11 protein-coding genes are annotated in these 15,119 nt (G+C 47.7%); all 11 read right to left on the bottom strand.

Annotated features, from left to right (window positions below; all coding sequences use genetic code 11):
- Positions 1-3 precede the first annotated feature (3 nt).
- Positions 4-1,212 carry a hypothetical protein gene (locus V4534_00240; GenBank protein ID MES2503289.1) on the bottom strand — a complete coding sequence of 403 codons (1,209 nt, stop codon included), beginning with the start codon at positions 1,210-1,212 and terminating at the stop codon, positions 4-6.
- Between the two features lie 38 nt (positions 1,213-1,250).
- Positions 1,251-2,438 carry a hypothetical protein gene (locus V4534_00235; protein ID MES2503288.1) on the bottom strand — a complete coding sequence of 396 codons (1,188 nt, stop codon included), beginning with the start codon at positions 2,436-2,438 and terminating at the stop codon, positions 1,251-1,253.
- 17 nt (positions 2,439-2,455) lie between these two features.
- On the bottom strand, positions 2,456-5,797 hold the full coding sequence (locus tag V4534_00230; GenBank protein ID MES2503287.1) for a transglutaminase domain-containing protein: 3,342 nt from the start codon (positions 5,795-5,797) through the stop codon (positions 2,456-2,458).
- Positions 5,798-5,800: 3 nt separating this feature from the next.
- Entirely contained in the window at positions 5,801-7,192 is a 1,392-nt protein-coding gene (locus V4534_00225; GenBank protein MES2503286.1) for an AAA family ATPase, read from the bottom strand.
- 433 nt (positions 7,193-7,625) lie between these two features.
- Positions 7,626-8,138, bottom strand: a complete 513-nt coding sequence (locus tag V4534_00220) for a helix-turn-helix domain-containing protein (protein ID MES2503285.1) — start codon at positions 8,136-8,138, stop codon at positions 7,626-7,628.
- 263 nt (positions 8,139-8,401) lie between these two features.
- Positions 8,402-8,968 carry a dephospho-CoA kinase gene (gene coaE, locus V4534_00215; GenBank protein MES2503284.1) on the bottom strand — a complete coding sequence of 189 codons (567 nt, stop codon included), beginning with the start codon at positions 8,966-8,968 and terminating at the stop codon, positions 8,402-8,404.
- Entirely contained in the window at positions 8,965-10,407 is a 1,443-nt protein-coding gene (gene pyk / locus V4534_00210) for a pyruvate kinase (GenBank protein MES2503283.1), read from the bottom strand. Before pyk ends, coaE begins: the two co-directional genes overlap by 4 nt.
- 3 nt (positions 10,408-10,410) lie before the next feature.
- Positions 10,411-11,682, bottom strand: coding sequence for an FtsW/RodA/SpoVE family cell cycle protein (locus V4534_00205; GenBank protein MES2503282.1), 1,272 nt, complete (start codon positions 11,680-11,682; stop codon positions 10,411-10,413).
- Complete coding sequence (mrdA, locus tag V4534_00200; GenBank protein MES2503281.1) at positions 11,666-13,786, bottom strand: penicillin-binding protein 2; 2,121 nt, start codon at positions 13,784-13,786, stop codon at positions 11,666-11,668. The genes V4534_00205 and mrdA overlap by 17 nt, the downstream gene beginning before the upstream one ends.
- 2 nt (positions 13,787-13,788) lie before the next feature.
- Positions 13,789-14,244, bottom strand: coding sequence for a hypothetical protein (locus V4534_00195; protein ID MES2503280.1), 456 nt, complete (start codon positions 14,242-14,244; stop codon positions 13,789-13,791).
- Positions 14,241-15,110 carry a rod shape-determining protein MreC gene (mreC, locus tag V4534_00190; GenBank protein MES2503279.1) on the bottom strand — a complete coding sequence of 290 codons (870 nt, stop codon included), beginning with the start codon at positions 15,108-15,110 and terminating at the stop codon, positions 14,241-14,243. Before mreC ends, V4534_00195 begins: the two co-directional genes overlap by 4 nt.
- Positions 15,111-15,119: the final 9 nt, after the last annotated feature.

Below are 15,119 nucleotides of genomic sequence, written 5' to 3'. Positions count from 1 at the left end.
TCCTTACAGTGCCTCAAAAGACATTTTTAAAGTTAGATCTGCGGGTACCTTGCACTGGTTATGTTGGTCGCCGCCCCAACAGAAAACCTGGTCATTCGATTTGATAACGCAAGTTTGGCTATCCCCTAACATAATTGCTTTAACCGGTCCTAAGTCGTCAGGCACCGTCGCTTTATCGTGGCTATTGTCACCCCAGCAAAAGACGTTCCCATCAGGTCTAATAGCACATGTATGATTGTGACCCAAAGCAAGTGACGATACCGGCCCTAAGTTCGATGGAATTTCAATTTGCCCACCTTTTTGGCCCCAACACACGACAGAACGATCGGCTTTAATAGCGCATGTATAACGCAGACCTAAAGCTACCGACCAAACGGGTCCCAAATCTAAGGGTACTTCCAACTGTTTCTGAAGGTTGAAACCCCAACAAATCAAACCGCCACCCACTTTGATAGCACAGGTATGATACCCACCAGCCGCAATCGCTTGGACAGGACCTAAATCACGAGGAACATTAAGTTGCCCCATCATATTGGTGCCCCAGCAAGCCACGTGCCTATCTGTCTTTTTTATCGCGCAATTATGAAGTTGACCTGCAGCAATGGACTGAAAAGGCTCTAAATTTTGAGGCACGTTTAGCTGTTTATACGAATTATCGCCCCAACACGAAGTCCGACCATCAACTTTGATGGCGCAAACATGTAAGCCACCAACGGCTATTGATTGAACCGGTCCTAAATCATTAGGAACGTTATTTTGGCCAACTTCATTTCGACCCCAGCAAACAGCCAAATCATTTAAATTGATTGCGCAGGCGTTATCCTGGGATACAGAAAGCATACCAAATTTAAAGTTTTCCCAAGGGAATTGCGCACCCTTTTTTTGTACTTCACGTGCTGCTCTTTCGCGTCCTACCTCGCTCAAACCATCGCGCGACCAAGAGGACACGCGTTGTAAGTCTAAGGGTTGAGAAATAAGATGTTCATAAGTTTGGTGAGCAGTTTGATGAATAATGCTGACACGAGCATCTTTTGGCGAAACGGGATTTACTATCGCGCCTTTTTCAGCGCCCGCGATAATTGCCAGTACATGGTCATCGCCGATATGATTTTGGCTAAGCAGCTCACCTGTATAGGCCAAATAGCGGTCGGTGGCTGATGTCTCAGCGATACAGATAGAACTAAAAATCACGGCAAAAATAATTGGAAACATTTTATAATACCTTGGTAGTAAAGGGCTGCAGAAAGAGGTTAGAAATTTTCGTCCATCTTCGTTTCTGGAGGGACATCGCTGTAGCAGCCCCAGCAACGGATACTCGCGTCGTTTTTTAGGACGACGCATCCAGAAGCGCCCAAACCTGAGAATTGAATATTCTTAACCGGGCCCAGGTCCCGGACCGCTTTTGTGAGCAAGTCATCGCAAGGGCCTGAGCAAAGCAGTTTTCCGTTAGCATCGATTCCACAAATACATGTTCCCAGATGCCAATGCGCAAAGAGCGCGAGAGATTCAATACTTCCTAACTCTTGTGGAACCTCTATTTTTCCGTTCCAGTCAAAACAAATCGGTAGAGTACCGCCTGTCGGCACCGCACAAACCACTTGGTCGAAAGATTTAACAGCTCGGACACCTGCTCGCAACTCAATAGGGACTGTGAGCCCGGGGCAATTAATATTTTGATCGGCGTCAATATAACAAAATGTGTTACAGCCCGCTGAATCAATCGCTTGAACAAACAGACCTTTATCAAGAGCAGCTCTGTCCGCCATTTTACATTCTTCCGATATAGGAAAGTGGCCCAAGATCCCATCGGCACCAATAAAATAACCATAACTTCCATCCAGAGCTACTTCTTGCATTTGCGCATCAGGAACCGACTTCGGGTAATGACCGGCCAAATGCATTTTAAAATCATCGCCCAAAACCAGGGTATTTCCCCAGGCCGCATGAACGGAGATAGGTGTGATGTTTTGGCTAAGTCCTTCGTAAGCCTGCTTGTCCTTCCCCCAACATACCAAATTCTTGTTGGAGATCGCACAAGCGTGTTCCCTCCCTATAGCAAGTTTTTGATAAGACCGCTTTTGACTCCATGGAATTATCGTATCTTCTCTCTTACTACGTTTTTGTTCACGTTCTTTAGCTTCAGCGCTCAACCGTTCCTTTGCCCAGTGGCCTATCTGTTTTGGATCTAACTTTTCCAAGATTAACTGCTCGAATACCCGAAAGGCAGTTTGGTGAACGATGCTGACACGAGCTTCGGTCTCTACAATCGGATTCGCTACAAGTCCGTATTCAGCATGCGCTATAATCGTCAACAAGTGCTCATCACCAATATGATTTTGACCATGCAGCTCGCGGGTGTAGGCCAAATAGCGATCAGTGGCAGAAGTCTCGGCCAGAGAAGTCGTCGATATTACTAAAAATAATAATAAGTAGTGCATATATTCAGCTCCGGCTTTTATGGACAACCCAAAGGTCCCATATCTGCAGCGTGACAAAAGTAGTGTTTCAGTTCTGATTGTTCGGTTTGAGAAAGTCTGTTCAAAGGCACGCCAGTCAGCTTTTCGAAATTTTTAAAAATATCATCGGCAATTTGGTGTCGCCAAGTCTTAGCGTTTTTAAGCGCACCGGTATAACCTAAGCGTCTTAAATGTTGGATATGTTCAGCTAACTTCCCGTTGTTAGGCGTCGACTCGTCCCAGCGAAGGGTTTCCAATGCGGCGAGGTGTTGCTCAGCAGGAGCGTAAGAACTTTGAGCCAAATGAATCTCGCCTAAAAATTGGGACAATAAATGAGAACTCGCCGACAGGTCTTTTCTCGTGCCGATATCCAAATCTGCCGGTTTCTTGTCGGTATAGAGTTTATGAGCAGACGCCTGGTGCCAAGGTGCATCCGCCCTTTTTAGCTGTTCACTCATAAATTCATTACTAAACTCTCGATAGAACCCATTATCAATGCCAATCTTCTCCGATTCGCTAACAAATTGGCGCAAATCGTCATTGGTCGTTCCGATAGCTGCAAACATAATTTGTAGTGGGGTTGTCCGATCGATAGCGCCTCTGGCTTCTGCCAACTTAGGAATATCCAAGGGAGACTGTCCGTCGGTCATGAGAACAATATTCGCAGCCGCCAACGGCTCGCCTGAGCGACGTTCGGCATCGGCGATAAGAGCCATCGCTTGAATCAATGCAGCTTGAATATCCGTTCCCCCACCCGTATTCTTTAGCTTCAACGTATATTTATGAATGATATCTAAAGCTTCTTGGGTATTTGTCACTCGCACTGGTGTTCCAGGTTTATCATCAAAAGGAACCAAGACGAGACGATGCCTATGAGCGCCACTTGGGGACACATCGCTCAAAGCAGTAGCGGTAAAAGCAGAAATCAACCCGGCTTGAAATCTTTCCGGATCTCCAGACATGCTGCCTGAAGTGTCGTAAAGCACAATGGTAATACGCTCAGCATCATCCTTTCCAAAACCTGTAGCAATCCTGGTTCGTAGACGATGTGCCGAAGCATAGGCCGTACCTAACACCATGTTTTCTTCCAATGTTTTTCCAGGGTTGCCTAACGATGCCCGGCTAAGCTCCGAGAAACGCTGGACACCCACCAAATCACGTCCAACGGGGCGACGGGCATCTCGTACCCAGGTTCTTACTTCTTCGTACTCTGGTCGTGGGGTCGAATTCATAATGAAATCGGTATGCTTGGACAAAAGTGCTAACAACTTTAAGTCGTTCAAATCACCTGTCTTCAGCCGCTGCGCAACTGTCTTGGTTGGAGCGTTGGGGCCTACTCGAACCAGATTGTACTGATGCGCCAAAAGAGTTTGTGCGAGAGGTGGCAAAGAATCATAAAAATCGGAGACTAAAGCAATCTCGCGAGAATCAATGTGCGCGAGACCTTCTATCCCCCGAAGGACTCCATCCAGCTTCAAAATTAGCGCGGTAGGATACCCAACCGGTCCATGTCCATCAAGCAGTTTTGCGTAGCCTGCCAATGTCTGCTTCAAATGAAACAACTCAGTATATGTTGTCGCCAAATCTCTTTTATCCAAAAAAGCAGTCACATCGTCTAGCCAAGCTTTTGCGGCCAGCCGCGGCTTTTCAAATACCATGAGCAGATCCGCAACAAGCCCTTTAAGCTCGCCAACAGAAAGAAAGAGCCCCTTTGCCTGATGAAGTTTTTCGAAAATGCGATTTCCAGGCATGTGTGGATCTAATATCAGTCTTAGAAGCACTCGCATCGCTCTCTCTCGAAGCGAACTGCGCTCTTCAGTAGGGCTTAACTGCAAAGAGCCCAAGGTTAAAAGCCCGGCCAGCTCTTCAGAATCCATCTTTAAAGGAGATTTTGAGGGCTGAGTCGCATTTGCAACTGTGGCATTTGTACTCGTGGCGTTGGCATTCTTTGGCGGTGGCGGTGGTGGTAAAGGCTGGTCTTCCAGACTGCGATCAGAATATTCGTCTTTTTCGCCGTTTTCGTTTTCGTCTTCTTCTTTTTCTTTATCTTTTAAAACCGGTGTCGGATCAAAAGGCTGCCATTTACCGTCAACATAAGCCTCTACCCACGCGTGAGCTTCTCCTGGTAACACCAAATAACTGCGCTGATTGCCGCCATTTCCATGCTTTTTCCCTCTGTAGCCAGAAACAACGCGGGAGGGAATCGCATAAACATCTCTCAGAATGGCAACCATTGCATAAGCGGCCATGTCACATTGAAAAGCACCTGCTTTTAAAGCATCCACTGGATCTGTTTCTGCTCGTGCACCAACGCTGTAAAGATATTTTGTTGCCAAATGATGGGATACAGCCTTGGCTTTCATCAAGTCAGAGGAAAACGGCTTGTCGAGTAAATCCCCCTGAATTAACGCCGGCCACTCTGAAGCCGAAAATCCTACCGGTCTGGTGTAGATTTCTCGCTGAATGGGATTAAGCGTCGTTGGTTGGACTGGCTCCAGAGGAACCGTCACAGATAGAATGCCCGACGGAGCCTTCAATGTGTAGGTACCATCGGCAGACAAAGTGAGATGTGCTCTGGGGTCTTCTGGTTGTAATGGCTCAAATCCGGGAGGCAAAAAGAGTGCGAATTCCTCTTCGCCCAAAGTATAAACGAAAAGCTCTTTGCCCGTCTTTCGGTAGGAACCAATGCTTTTACTGGATCCTGGTACCATATTGCTGCGAAATGGACTTGCAGTGGTCCTAGAAACATCCGAATAAATACGTCCGCCAAAATAAGGCGTCGCAAAATTAGTCTCGAGTAAAATTACTTGGTCTTCTTTAGAGCCAGGCTGCTTATTGTCCGTATTTTTTGTATGGGGTTTATACGCATCAGGCATTTTAGGCCGCTGAGGCTTTTGAGGCTTATTTTGCTTTTGGTTGTCTTCCTGTTGCTTTTGCTTACCTTCTTCGCCGTCAGCCAACGATGGTGATGGCTCGAAGCGCGACAGATAATCCCGTAGGTACTGCAAAGCCAGTAAGTTAGACTGCTTTTCAATTCGCTTATATCCGCTCGAAGTAATCGCCTTTTCGGCTTCTACGAGAACAAAGCTAATTAAGGCCTCATCAGGTTCGACGGATTGAGCCTGGAATGCAATAAACGCATCGGCCACGAGTGCCAAAGGCTTATAAGCTTTCAGCTTGTCAAAAATCAGCTGCCCATGCTCCAGACTGTGCACGAACGCAAACGCATCTGCGTGAGGAAATAGATCCTGCTCGTAGGACGCGATCAAAGCTGGTAACTTTTGAGACTGCGTGGCCGCAAGTGGCCATGCACTAAGCAATAGCAAAGCAAGCGCTTTCATTAATTACCTCTTCATGATCATCAGTTCAAAATCCGCATTTGATTCATCAGAATGGGGCAGATATTTAGCAGCATCTTTAATGGCTTCCTGACTAAGCGCCAAATATTTTCCATAAATGCTACTAAATCGATTTTGTTCAGCAACTAAATTCTCAAGCATTTTAACTTCACGAGCATCACGGGCATAATCGAGACTTAATTGCGTACCAAACTCGATTTCCAACTTTCCGTCCTTCTTTACCAAAGCGGCTTTGCCTGGGCCTGGTGTGGTAACCACCAAACTAGCTCGCCATAGGGAATGCCCGGTTAACTCTATTTGCTTAGTGATCATTTTTTCGATGTTTTTATCGTTCGCAAGGTCTGACAATAGGAAATCAATAAAAGCAGACATTTGGACAACATCTGGGATTTGCTGACGCAACCGTTCCGTCCAATCGCAAGAGGGGAAATAGACGAAAGGCTCGTTATAACGATCTTTTTGATGCCTAACTTCAGACTCTCTAACAGCTTGATTGGTAGCGATCCTCAAATCATTTGCCATTTGATTGTAAAAAGTCATAAAGCTTGTCGTCTTTTTCATTAAGACTTTCGAAAACGAACGCAAATTTTCCCAATCAATCACGTCTGGCTTTAATAAAAGTGGCGTGTTTTCGCATGTGCCTAGAACCGAACACAAGCCGATTTTTTCTCTTCTTTCATCCAACTCAGCCTGGTCGTAATTGGACAACCAATTGTAGATAAACCCCTTGAACTGAAAACGATTCAGCAAAGCGGGTGCTGTGGAACGCTGGCCAGACTCTTGAAATTGAGTAAAGATTTCAGGCAAATTGGCATTACTGGTGGCATAAACGGTCTCTGTTTTAGCAGGAATTGTTTGACCCCCAACCCAGACTTCGCGCTCGTTTAAAAGACTTAAAAGGGTTGCTAATACTGCTGGGTTACCTTTTTCAACTTCATCCAATAAAGCAGTACGATAGTTAGCCAAACTTGTTTCAGTGTTGACCACATAGCGACCTTCTTTAGCAGCTTCAAAGTTCTGACCACCGATTAATACCTGTTCCGTCATCATCTGGTGCATTTGCACCTGAAAAGATGGATCTGCTTCGCCATCAAACATCCATTGAACAAACTTGGACTTGGCACCACCCGGCGGGCCATATAGGAAGATATTGGCCTTAGCCATCCGAGCAACTGTAGCTGCGTGGTGAATGTTGTTAAGTCCCTTAAATTCCTGATCAAATAAGCGAAATCGCTGTCGAAGGGCATCACGTACAGATTTAAGCTCTTTCAGACCATGGTCAGTCAAACCCTTATATTGAAGGTTTTCGTGTTTGAATAGATCTTGAGCTGAAACCGAAATGGAAAGCAAAAAAGTGGTTAATAGTACTTTAAACATGGCTCGCATATTTTATATTAAAAATAAGGATTGTCAATCTCAGGCTGGAAGACGCACGGGTGATATTAGGCAATCGCCACAACTAATCACTTGGAGGCTTTATCATGCCCACATCATTGCAGTTATATAATATATAAAAAATCAAAAGGGCAACTGCCGCACGAGTCAGCCTGAATATGTCGCTCTTTCAGAGCTCTCTTTGAAATCACAATTATCCTGGGCCTCCGCTCGCTGCGCTCGCTTCGACCCAGGCTACTGGGTAGGTCCGACCCTCTGGGCCGGAAAACCTTGTCAATCCCGCGCAATAGGCCAAATCGATCCTGTTATAGAGGGCTCACAGAGCCCGCAGCCGCCACAGCCTGGCCAGAAGTTCACCGTAGCGAAGGTGAACGGAGGGCTGGGTGGTTCGGCCTAGGAAACGTTGCGATTTTCATCAGCGCTCTTCTTCTTTATACATCCAATTTTGTTTGCGGATTGGTACGTCGGGCTCCTTGCTTACGGATCCCAAATTGCGCGCACGCTCTCGCTCTGCCTGCAAGCGAATCATTTTGTCCAAAGAAGCTATCTGAGCTTTTTGGCTGCTTACCGATTTGAGTAGGCTCAAGCATCGTTCTGCCACCTGCTTGGGTGACATGCTGGCAAGTTGTGCTTGTATTTCCTGCTCGCCTTGCGGGTCAAATTGTGCCTCAGGCAGTGAGGCCGGCAATAATTCGTAGGGTGCTACATTTGAATATTTAGTAGGCGCAGCCTTTTTCAGCAGGCCGGCTGTCATTAAAATACGCAGATATTTGGAAACCGTGCTTGCGGAGCAACCCATCTTCTCCGCTAGAGGTTTGCTGCTGAGGTAGACGGTTGGATTTTTTTCGTCACATTCCCTGGCAATCAACAGCCATAAATATTTTGCTTTCATTGGTATGTTGGCGGCAAATACATGTTCACTCGGCATGGCTCTCCCGGACCTCCTAAAGTGGAGATCATCGTTGACAAGCGCCTGCTGAAATCTTTATGTTGGTTTCAGCTCTCGGGCTGGCCGTTTCCCAAACTTTTCGAGGGAGAGGGAAACGGCGTTTATGTCACCAACAGACTAACCCTAGTAATTTGAGAAATACCATCGGATGACTGACCGATTGCACGCAAAATACAAATTCCCGCAAGTCTGTTGCGGGAAATTGGCAAAATTCCGCAGGTCTATTGCGGATTTTCAAGGTTCTAAGCGCGACCGATTTCTAAACTGTCAACTTGGCGCTTCAGATCTTCTAAATCATCGTAATTGTTAATGACGTAGGTGGCTAAAAGTCGTTTTTCAGCGTCTGGCATTTGAGCGCCGATGCGCGCTAGCGCTTCTTCCTTGGTTAGGCCATCTCGCTTCATAAGCCTGCTTAAACGCGTTTCATCGGAAGTTGTGACCAAAATGGTTGCATTGAATCGGTCCTGCAGGCCTTTTTCGAAAATTAGCGACGCCTCGTAAATAATCAAAGGTGCATTTTCCAAAGTCATCATTGCTTCTTGCAACTGTTTTGCAATTAACGGATGCGTCAATGCTTCTAACTTTTCTCGCTCTGCTGGATGCTCAAAAACGAAGGTGCCGAGCTTTTTCCGATCAATTTCGCCGTTTACCAAGAATTCAGTGCCAAAGGTGTCTGACACCATAGCGGGTGTTAGCACAGCCTTAGCCATTTGATCGGCGTCTAAAACAGGAATGCCTTTGGCGGCGAAAAATGTCGCTACGGTGCTTTTGCCAGAAGCGATGCCGCCTGTAAGTCCGATGAGTTTCATTCGATTGGCCTGGTGATGGTGTGAATATGAATGGTATTGGTCTTTTGAGCCGGCTTTAACGGCACCTTGGTTAACATCACCGCGGTATCGCCGGGTTCAAGTTGCCACTTAGTTTGCAGTTGCAGGTTGATTTGAGCGAGCAGGCTTTCGAAATCGTCTGCTTCAGTAATCAAATCACTCTCAACGCCCCAGCAAAAGCAGAGGCGGCGTTGCTCATGGACGCCTAGCACGAAGGCGATGAGCGGCGTTTTGGGTCTGTAGCCGCTCACCAACTTCGCGGTGCTTCCTGAAGTTGTGTAGACGGCAATGGCTTTAGCTTGGAGCTCGTCAGCTGCGCGGGTGCCTGCCAAAGAAGCGATATTTTGATGTTGTTGGCCCACGCCGGTGAGCAATTTAACATCATTGCGCCAATATTTCAGCCAATCTGAGCGCTCCACTTCGCGGATAATGCGATCCATGGTTTGTGCGGATTCGATGGGGAAATCACCGGAGGCGGTTTCTGCGGAAAGCATCAGCATATCGGCACCGTCCAAAACGGCATTGGCAACATCGCTCGCTTCTGCGCGCGTGGGCCTTGCTTGCGTGATCATAGACTCAAGCATCTGGGTGGCCACGATGACGGTTTTGCCTTGCTCGATGGCTCTAGCAACGATGCGCTTTTGGGCGATGGGCACTTGCTCCAGCGGCATTTCCACACCTAAATCGCCTCGAGCCACCATCACGCCGTCTGATTCAGCGATAATCGCGTCCAAATCTTCCAGAGCTTGGGGCTTTTCAATTTTAGCGAACACCAGTGGCCTGGTTTTTGACGCAGCTAACTCGCGTCTCAAAAAACGAACATCTTCGGCTGAGCGCACAAAAGACAGTGCCACGGCGTCTACGCCGACTTGTGCGCCAAAATGTAAATCGCGAATGTCTTTTTCAGTTAAACTGGGGGTGGAGAGGCCCCCTGAGGGCACGTTGATGCCTTTGTTGCTTTTGAGCAGGCCACCGTACACGACCTCGCATACGATTTCAGTGGCATCGCGAACTTCCAAACAGCGCACGGCGATTTTGCCATCATCTAGCAAAATCATATGACCGGGCTTCACATCCTGCGGCAGCTGTAAATATTGCGTGGCGAAACGCTCTTTAGTGCCTTCGATATCTTCGGTGGTAATAATCGTTTGCTCGCCGGGCACTAGCATAACGCCCTCGCCCTGCATTTTTCTGGTGCGAATTTTAGGGCCTTGCAAATCTTGCAAAATACCAACCGGACGCCCAAGACGCGCAGAGACGGCACGCACACGGTTAATCACCGTGCGATGAAAACTAAGCTCACCATGGGAAAAATTAATACGAGCCACGTTCATGCCGGCTAAAATCAAAGCTTCAATGGCTTCTTCGGTGGAGCTTGCTGGCCCGAGCGTGAAAAGCATTTTGGTACGTCTAAAAGTCATAATTTATCTTACTTTCCGCCATATAGAGACGTTCACACAAATACCCAGGGCGGCAACTTGAACCAACATGGAAGCGCCCCCATAACTGACAAAGGGCAGCGGCACCCCCGCCACAGGCAGAAGGCCTAGTACCATGCCAATATTCACAACCATGTGCCAAAAGACCAACGAAGCCGCGCCTACGGCTAGCAGACTCGCAAAGCGATCATGTGCCCTGGCGGCAATCTGCACCATAGACAAAACCAGCCCAAAGAACAGGGCCAGCACGAAAATCGCCCCGATAAAGCCCCACTCTTCTGCAAGCACCGAAAACACAAAATCGGTATGATTTTCAGGCAAGAACGAAAGCTGAGTCTGCGTTCCTTCGTTAAAGCCTTTGCCCACGAACTGCCCAGAACCCACAGCGATAATAGATTGCATGGCTTGGTAACCCTTGCCTCGAACATCCGCATCAGGGTCCATAAACGTATGAACGCGGTGCTTTTGATAGTCTTTGAGCACGAAATTCCAACCCACGATGGCCACGCCAACGGCAAACATGCCGGCGATAATTAAAGAGCCTGTTCTCACCCCACAAAACAAAATCATAGAGGCAGAAATGGCTAACACAATCAAACCGGTAGCCAAGTCCGGCTCCGCGGCAATCAATACAAAAGGTACAATCACCAAATCGCCCAAGGAGACAAGCTGATAAAAGTGAAACCCTTCACGCCTCATTTGCATCATTGAAAAGACGCTCCAAACAATGGCAACTAGGATGCCAAGCAGAGCTGCCCACCAATATTCAGGAAACTTCCTAATCACAAACGCACAAGCAAATATCAGCCCAATGGGCCGAGAAATATTAAATGGCCTCAGCAAATCCCGCAGCCGATACCCACCATAGACTTCATAATTGGTACAAAATTGAGCCGTGGCCAAAACCGCCGAAATCTTCGCCAGTTCAGATGGCTGCAGTCTCATAAAACCAATATCAATCCAGCGCTGCCCGCCTTTTGCAACCACGCCAAAAATTAACACACCCGTTAAAAGCCCCATCACGCCAACATAAAATGGGTAAGCGATTAAACCTAAAGTGCGTGTCTGAAACAAGCAGATAACACCCGCAACCAGCACAGCAATGCCAAACCATAAGAGCTGCAATAAATACAGGTTAGGCTGCGTTACCTTCGCTGCCGAAGCAATATTAACGATACCGACGAGAATCAAAGCAAGCGCATAAAAAGCCAATGCAACCGGGAATCGAACTTTAAATGAACTATTTTTGCTGCGCATAACGCCCTTTGCCCCGAACTTTTTCGTACCAAGTTTTCACCATCTCAGCCACCACGGGTGCCGAGGTCGTGCCACCAAAACCGCCATGCTCGGTCATGGCCACCACCACGATTTCAGGCTTGTCCACCGGTGCAAACCCAACAAACCACGCATGGTCACGTTGCAGGTAGTCCACAAGACGTGGGTCTATATGCTTAATCGCTTTGGACAACCGCACGACCTGCGCTGTACCGGTCTTGCCGCCGATTTTAATGCCGGATTCACGCAGCCATTTGGAAAGCTCAGGCAAATCGCCGCGCCATAATAGCCCAGAGGCGGTTCCACCTGGATCCATGACGTGAGACAAGCCTTCTTTGACCAATTCCAAGCTTGCTTGGCTTTCTTTCAAATGGTCAACCAACACTGGCTTTTTCATTTCAATGAGATTGTTATCCACGCCACGAATTTCACGGACCAGCTGAGGTTTATAAATCATGCCACCATTTAAAATGGCGTCATAAGCAACTGCCAATTGAAGCGGCGTCACGGTCACATCGCCTTGGCCAATCGCGCTATTTACCACTAAGCCGGGCGCATAATAGCCCAGGCGCTTCATATAGTATGGCCGATCCGGCATGATGCCCGGGATTTCCATATCGAGCTCCACACCTGTCTTGCGGCCAAAACCCAGCAGTTTGGCGGTTTGACCTAACCTGTCGGGGCCAAGTTCATACCCAAGGGTATAGAAAAATACGTCACAAGAAGTCCGTAGTGCATCGATAACATCGAGGCTTCCATGGCCTTCTCGTCTAAAACATCGCCAACTGCTTTTACCCAAGTAGAAAGTACCCCGGCAATTTTTATGGTCGGTCGGCCTTAACAGTTTGTGTTCAAAGCCAGCAACTGCAGTGACAGCCTTAAAAGTACTGCCCGGTGCATAGTGCTCTTGGATGGCCTTATTCAGCCAAGGTTTGAGCGGATCTTTGGTCAGCGTCTGAAAAATCTTGCGATTGCTGCGAGCGATAATATCGTTTGGGTTATAGGCAGGAAAACTTGCCATCGCGAGCACAAATCCCGTGCCCACTTCCAATGCCACCACCGAGCCAGCCTTGCCCGCAAACATTCTTTCGGCAGCTTGCTGAAGTTCCATATCTATCGATAGAACGAGATTATTGCCGGGGATAGACGGCTCAACGCGGTCTTCCCCTAACCAATCTCTCTCGATGGCTTCAGAAAAGCGCCTGCCCTTGGCATCGACCACGGTTCTTTCATAACCGTCTTCACCTCGCAGAACAGACTCGTACATCAATTCGATGCCACGTCTGCCGATGCGTTGCCCGGAGCGATAATTAGGCTTTTTAATCAGCTCGGGCGCAGATAGCTCGTTTAAATATCCAAGCGCATGAGCCGCCAACGAGCCATGGATATATCGACGTTTAATAGAATCAAACAACACGAGACCAGGCAGAATGCCTAAAGAAATCGCCGCCTCAAGCTTTGCGTATGAGTCGTAATCCAAATCGCCAATGAGCAAAATCGGCTTATATTGACCAAGCCCCTGCGCCTTCTTTTCGCTGAGCGCCCAGTAGGCCTGCATTTCTTCTTTAGGCAGATTTAAGATTTCGCTGAGCTCTGCAATCGCGGTTTCTCTGCAAGGAAACAGATGTGGATCCACATGCACTTCGCAATTTTGCATGAATACGCCGGGGATCCGTTGGGTCGAAAGCCAATGATCTAGCTTTTGGCATTTAGAGCCGGCCACTTTCCAAAGTACAAATTCGTCTTTGGCTGCCACAATCTTAGCTTCAGCTTCCAAAAAATCGGCCTTCTTCATGCCGACCACAGAACCAATGCGCTTCAGCGTGCCCGAGGCATGGGGAAACAACGAGAAAGTAATATAGAGATCGTGAGAAGGCCTGTTATCAACCAGCGGCACGCCGGATTGATCTAAGATAAGCCCCCGAGAGTGACTGACCGGCCTTTCTTGAATAAAGTTACTTTCACTGCGACTTAAATAATAATCGCCGCGGACAATCTGCAAATAAAACAGACGAGTTGCCAAAATGCAAACGATTACCAGCGGGATAAAGCTCAGAAAAGTAAATTTTTTCTCGGAAAAATACATAATTAATCAATCTTGATAATCCGCCTGGGCATGCAGTAAAAAAAGATCATTCCAATGAACATGTCCGCAAACGGGCCCAAAATCAGATTTAAACTACCATAATTAGACAGTTGCGAAAGCACTAAACGATACAAAAATGACGCACCGAAAAGAAAAGAAAACACCATCGGCCAATGCGGCTTGCCTAGCCATGAGGTCACGAAGTAACCGAGCAGCCCCAAAAACACCAAGAGCACCAAGTTTGGGCCAATAATGCCCCCGGTCAAAGAGTCAATTAAGATGCCCGCGCACATCAACACTGCAAGCCCCATCCTGATCGGCAAGCAAAACACAGCCACCGCCAACACCAACGGCGCACTCAAAAAAAAAGAATTTTTGGCGTGAAACAAAAACGAAGTCGCATTCAAAAAAGCTTGATAGACCAGGGCCAAAACAATGATCATAAAAAATGCGATCATGGTCTCACACTCATCCTGAGCAATTCCGACGTCATTTCCCGACGATGCCACGCGCCAGTTTTCACGCTTCTGGTCAACAACAAAACTTGTTCGAGCCGGTTGTAATCAACAAACGGCCGAATTTCAGCTTCGGTATATAACCCCTGACGGTGGTTTTGGACGCGAGTGATCTGGCCAACGGGCATCCCTTCCGGAAACCTGGCCCCAAGGCCCGAAGTTACGACCACATCCCCTACGCGAACATCACCCAGCCGATCAAAATTGGTAACGCGCAAGCCGCGCATAATGCCCTTCGCACGAGAGCGACCGACAATGATATCCACCGCACTGGAAGCATCAGACAGCAGCAAAATCTCGCTGGTGAGCTTGCCCGTCAGAATAACTTGGCCCACAGCGCCCGCCTCGGTTACAACCGCATCGCCTTTTTTTACCCCTGCTTTACTGCCTTGGTCCACCTGCAGAACTTTCATTAAAGGCGTGCCCACTTGTCCAATCACACTCGCCCCTAAGGCACGAGGTGTTTGCAGGGTCGCTGAAAAATGAAGCAAATCTTTGAGGCGAGCTATTTCTCTTTCGCTTTCAGAAAGCAAAATCTCCAAAGATCTAATCTGGCCCTTTTTGGATCGTAAGGCAAAAATCTCATCTTGAAATTCACGCTCAACCGATCTGGTTTCAAGCGCATCGGAAATACCTCCGAATGCCCACAACACCGCTTTTTGGAAGTAGCTGGATAAATCCAAAAAGGTCCCCGCCACTGCTTCAGACAGGGCTGGAACCTTTTTTTGTGCTTTTAAAAAGACAAAAGGCAGCAGTGCCAAAATGACCACGCCGGCTAAAGTCTTAAATCTAGATAAAAATCTCCACACACCAACAAC

The sequence above is a fragment of the Myxococcota bacterium genome, assembly GCA_040387835.1.
Taxonomy (GTDB): Bacteria; Myxococcota; UBA727; order UBA727; family JABDBI01; genus JAZKCZ01.
This window is presented reverse-complemented; position numbering and strand designations above follow the sequence as displayed.

Bases quoted from the DNA above. Each gene is read 5' to 3' on its own strand.
- V4534_00205 (MES2503282.1), bottom strand. From the start codon at position 11,682: ATGCGCAGCAAAAATAGTTCATTTAAAGTTCGATTCCCGGTTGCATTG.
- V4534_00235 (MES2503288.1), bottom strand. From the start codon at position 2,438: ATGCACTACTTATTATTATTTTTAGTAATATCGACGACTTCTCTGGCC.
- coaE (MES2503284.1), bottom strand. From the start codon at position 8,968: ATGAAACTCATCGGACTTACAGGCGGCATCGCTTCTGGCAAAAGCACC.
- V4534_00220 (MES2503285.1), bottom strand. From the start codon at position 8,138: ATGCCGAGTGAACATGTATTTGCCGCCAACATACCAATGAAAGCAAAA.
- V4534_00195 (MES2503280.1), bottom strand. From the start codon at position 14,244: ATGATCGCATTTTTTATGATCATTGTTTTGGCCCTGGTCTATCAAGCT.
- V4534_00225 (MES2503286.1), bottom strand. From the start codon at position 7,192: ATGTTTAAAGTACTATTAACCACTTTTTTGCTTTCCATTTCGGTTTCA.
- mrdA (MES2503281.1), bottom strand. From the start codon at position 13,786: ATGTATTTTTCCGAGAAAAAATTTACTTTTCTGAGCTTTATCCCGCTG.
- V4534_00230 (MES2503287.1), bottom strand. From the start codon at position 5,797: ATGAAAGCGCTTGCTTTGCTATTGCTTAGTGCATGGCCACTTGCGGCC.
- pyk (MES2503283.1), bottom strand. From the start codon at position 10,407: ATGACTTTTAGACGTACCAAAATGCTTTTCACGCTCGGGCCAGCAAGC.
- V4534_00240 (MES2503289.1), bottom strand. From the start codon at position 1,212: ATGTTTCCAATTATTTTTGCCGTGATTTTTAGTTCTATCTGTATCGCT.